This is a genomic window from Falsiporphyromonas endometrii, from assembly GCF_042654485.1.
In the GTDB taxonomy this organism is placed as follows: domain Bacteria; phylum Bacteroidota; class Bacteroidia; order Bacteroidales; family Porphyromonadaceae; genus Porphyromonas; species Porphyromonas endometrii.
The window spans coordinates 1-4,452 of sequence record NZ_JBHSGO010000120.1; the positions used below are offsets into that span (position 1 = coordinate 1).

Annotated in this window: 2 protein-coding genes; one reads left to right on the forward strand and one right to left on the reverse strand. The window is 36.5% G+C overall.

The annotated features are described in order from the left end of the window. Positions 1 to 95 precede the first annotated feature (95 nt). The gene (locus ACFO3G_RS03860) at positions 96 to 1,478 is read right to left on the reverse strand and encodes a hypothetical protein (RefSeq protein ID WP_380078156.1); all 1,383 of its coding nucleotides are present in this window, start codon (positions 1,476 to 1,478) and stop codon (positions 96 to 98) included. 1,090 nt (positions 1,479 to 2,568) lie between these two features. Here ACFO3G_RS03860 and ACFO3G_RS03865 point away from each other — a divergent pair. After that, positions 2,569 to 4,353: an Omp28-related outer membrane protein gene (locus tag ACFO3G_RS03865; RefSeq protein WP_380078158.1), complete on the forward strand. Its 1,785-nt coding sequence runs from the start codon at positions 2,569 to 2,571 to the stop codon at positions 4,351 to 4,353. Positions 4,354 to 4,452 lie beyond the last annotated feature (99 nt).

Here is a 4,452-nt window from a genome sequence, read left to right on the forward strand (position 1 = left end):
GACAATTCGAAATAATTTCTTTAATTTGTACTCGTGTGAGATCCATACTGTTTTACTGTTTTATTTTATTTTTTCAAAGATAATAGTCTTGGGTCTTACACACTTTTTTGGGACAGTATCAAACCAAGTCCCATAAAACCAGTTCCTTCTACATTACTAATCTGTACCTCGGCATCTTCAGCCTCATTGACATAGGTAGGAATAGCCGGACCTTTTTTAAGGACATATCCATGAGCTTCAATCTGTCTAATGATATCCGGAGACTGCATAACCTTCATATCTCTCGCCGTCATAAATACACAGCCGTATATCTTTGGATCGTCTGTTGAGAATATACTAATCTGTGGGAAATCAGGGTTCTGATTTTCTATAACATAGTATCCTCCCATATCTTTGGGCTTGTACCCCATATCCTCAAAGTGTTTTAGAGCTTCTTCCATGGTTGCTTTCTCAAACCTGGTAAGAGGCCAAGGTATATCAACCTTTTCTTGTGGGAGCTGATCTTCTATATCTGCCTTAAGCATAAAGTCCATTCTCGGAGAGAACTTACCCTTTGGCAAATTATTAGGATTGTTGATAAATAAGCCACAAGTTACTTTTGTCTCTCTATTGTAGAAGAATTTATTGCCATCCTTATCTCTTAGACCAGTATCAAAGAAGCCCAAAGAAAGGACATACTTTTCGAGTTCTTCTGCACTTGGAGGATTGTCATAATCCATGTGAATTGTACACTCTTCCAGCCAACTATCTGTATCAAGGTCATAATAATAGCCTATAAGAGGAAATTTAGAATCTCCGGTATTATAAGCATAGAACCCATTCTTTACATTTGTTCGCTCTGCATTGACTGTATGCCCCCAAAGCTGTTCATAAGCTTCAAAAAGACTTTTGCGACAACCTAAAGCAGCCAATGGAGACCAAATTCCTATTGATGTATTTTTCAAATCCTTAATACGAGTCCACGACTCAACCTTTTGATTGTCAGGACCCAAAAGAATTGTTGGTTTGGTAACTGCCCATCCAGCTTCTGTAAAGACACGCATGATGAAATCACCCTTCTTAAGAAGAAGCTCCTTATCTTTTACTTCTACTCCTTCATAAGTATTCCAACCATCATCCTGCAGCATCTGCTTAAACTGAGCACTTGCAAGATGAGCAAATTCCTTAGCCTCTATAGTTGCATAGCGGTAGATGTTGTTGGTGTCAAAATGAAGTGCAACACTAACAAAGGACTTCCCAAATACTTCATCTGACGGCGTAAATGTACAAGTGCGCTCCTTCTCATCAAAAACACCCGTTTTGATCAACTCATTAGAAGACTTCAACTCGTCATAGGTAGCACCAAACTGTGTCGGCACGACCTTCTCAAAACTTACTGCATCAACCTTTTGAGGTTCATTCTTGTCATCACTGCTGCAAGACGTCATGCATAAGCCAACAAGAAGACCGATGATTGCTATTGATAATTGACGTTTCATAAACCAAATGATTAAAAGAATTAAACAATACTACTATACATTTCTTTTGACAAATATACTATTAATTTCTTATCAACATTACTATTGTTTATTTATTTGATAATATTTAATACATATAGATCACAAATAGACTTATTATTAATCAACATTACAATAAATAGAGTCAATATAAGTACTTCATACTATTATAAACAAGCATATATTAAATTATCGTTGTCCTATTTAAGGTAGATAAGGGTATATTAAAGTCTACCAAACACCTTATTTATATGGATGAGCATTTCAATTATGAAAGATAAGCTTCCCTTTTTGGATTCTAAAGTCATCTGTCCGACAAAAACACCTGCAAGATTGAGTCATAAATCAGCATTTGATCCAAGCGAATACCTCAGGGGACAAAGGGTTAGCCTAAATGGATGGTTATTTTTTTGAATGTATTGAAAGGTTGGTTGCACGATAAAACTGAGCATGATTTACAGGCTAATGACTCAGAATAAGTAATATCGTTTGGTTAAAGAGCAATCGTAAGAGCAGTTTATATGAAATCCAAGTTTGCCGGGCTGCCAAAACTTCTGCCCGACAGCAATAATATTAATTGCTTATCATCCAAACAGCCATTTTTGCCAAGAAGCAATAAGCTACATTACATATATTGAGTTACTATTTTGATATTAGCATCTACCGACACTTTCTATTTGACCAATCTTTTACCAAATAGAACAATACACACCCTATGATAATATACAACGACATCAAAGACAGTTTACTTTTATCCTGATTGTGTGCATAAATGCTAATGTTGTACATCAATTGCAGATTGATGAGCTTAATTGTTGATAATATTTACAAAGGTAAATCAAGAACAAAGTGCACTTTCCAATAATTAATCTTTATATTTACGGCTCAATTAGAGGGTTACCATATATCAGTATAAATATTGACGGAAGCAATTCGCATTGATGACCGGACTACACATCTTCATTGCGAATCCAAAATTTGTAGATGTACTCACTGATATCATCCTCATCAAGCAAAGAAAGAGCTATGAACCCGGGAGATTAATTAACAAAACTTATATACAAAGAGAGCTATGAGAAAATTTTTCTACGTCTTATTAATGGCGTTGGGTTGTATTGCTACTGCTATGAATGCGCAATCCCCAAAAGTTAATACACATCATTTTAGATCATCATCTAACGAGACTCCAAATACTGGTTTCTGCTGGGCGGATCGTCCAAGTTATTTAGATGAAATCAAAACAATTGGAGATAAAGAAGGAGCCGGCTATTTGGCTTTAATGGAGACACCCATGCTCGTAGGAGCACACACTTTGGAAGCAATCCACTTCCCTTACATGGACACAGACAATGACAAAAATGCCAAAATAATAGTGCTCAACAGCAATGGTACGATTGTCTATAGTCAACCTATCGAAAAGTTAGATGGATTGGCATGGAATACCATTAAACTGACAACACCGTTTACACTAAAAGACGACAAATACTTTGTTGGACTTTTTTATCATTCCATGGTAAGAGAGGATGTACTCGGATATGACGGCAGCCTACTAAGTATCCCCGAGTCCAATATCATTAAAACTTTCGACAAAGGAGACACGCCTTCTTTTACTATCGGTGATAAGATAGACGGATTGCACCCGGAAAAAAGTCAATTAGGCTCTTTTATAATGACTGCAGATATTACAGGACCTTCAGTAGAGCATGTTGGCGTTAGTCTTATTATATCTGCTGACAATGGATCTGTTGGCAATGTCGGCTCTCAAATTCCAATGACTCTAACACTAAGGAATGTAGGTACAAAAGCCATAAATTCCGTTGTTGTTTCAGTTATTTCTCAAGGTAAAGAGCAAGACATTGAGGCCAATGTCAATATTCCTGTCGGGTATACAGGGATTTGCAAATTTAAATATACCATTCCCGAAGTTAATGGTGAGGAAACAGCAATAGCCTCAATCAAAAGCATTAATGGAATAGCTAATAGCCATAAAGATAAAGGGGTTGCTTTTACATATACAGCAACATCAAACAAAGGGCCTCAAAAAGTATCTACCGTACTCATCGAGGAGTTTACTTCCGAACCTTGTGGAGCTTGCCCTTACGCAAAACCGAAAGTAGAGGACTTAATAAAAACTCTACAAAACAATGGATATAAGGTAAGTGCAATAGCCCATCATGACGGTTACAAATCAGATTTCATGACTATACCTGAGTCTCAATCCATTGTCAATTACTTTGGAGTGACTGGTAATCCTTATGTGATGATTAATCGAATATATATAAACAACAGCTTTACTATAAATCCTACCGGAGGAGACCTAAGTCATACAGGTCATGAAATGGTTATGAATCGCCAACAAACAGCTTTTATTGATGACATGGGATTCTCCGACAATGGCATAAGTATTGAAGGGCATGTCGCAAATAGCAGTATTGACAAAGACAAAACTTATATTCATGTCGTAATTACGGAAGATGGAATTAAAGCTAAAAAACAGACAAATGGAGGGGCAAACTTCATACATAACTTTGTAGCACGCAAGTTTTTCTTCGATCCAATAATTGGCGAAAAGATAAACATCAAGGATGACAACACCTTTGAATTGAATATCCCTGCTTTTAAAATTCCACAAGAATGGAACAAAAAAAATCTTAAAGCAGTTGCGTATATTACCAAAGAGATGAATCCAGGAAAAATAAAGAACCCATTCACAGCAATGATATTAGGATCAAACAATGTTCCTTATGGTCAACTTCTATCTACCCAAGGTATAGAAAACAACAAACCAACAATAACTATCATTGATCATCGTATAAATGTAAATGGCTCTTACGGTAGTATCCCAAAAAGTGTGTAAAGGAGGTTTATCTTTGAGTCAAAATTAATCATTTCATTTCATTGTTTTGTTCATCCGTCAGGCGGACATGAAAAACACCGGGGGGATTGGCGTCCGCCC

What these genes read in the sequence shown, in the direction of transcription:
- ACFO3G_RS03865 (WP_380078158.1), top strand. Translation starts at nt 2,569, where the DNA reads ATGAGAAAATTTTTCTACGTCTTATTAATGGCGTTGGGTTGTATTGCT.
- ACFO3G_RS03860 (WP_380078156.1), bottom strand. Translation starts at nt 1,478, where the DNA reads ATGAAACGTCAATTATCAATAGCAATCATCGGTCTTCTTGTTGGCTTA.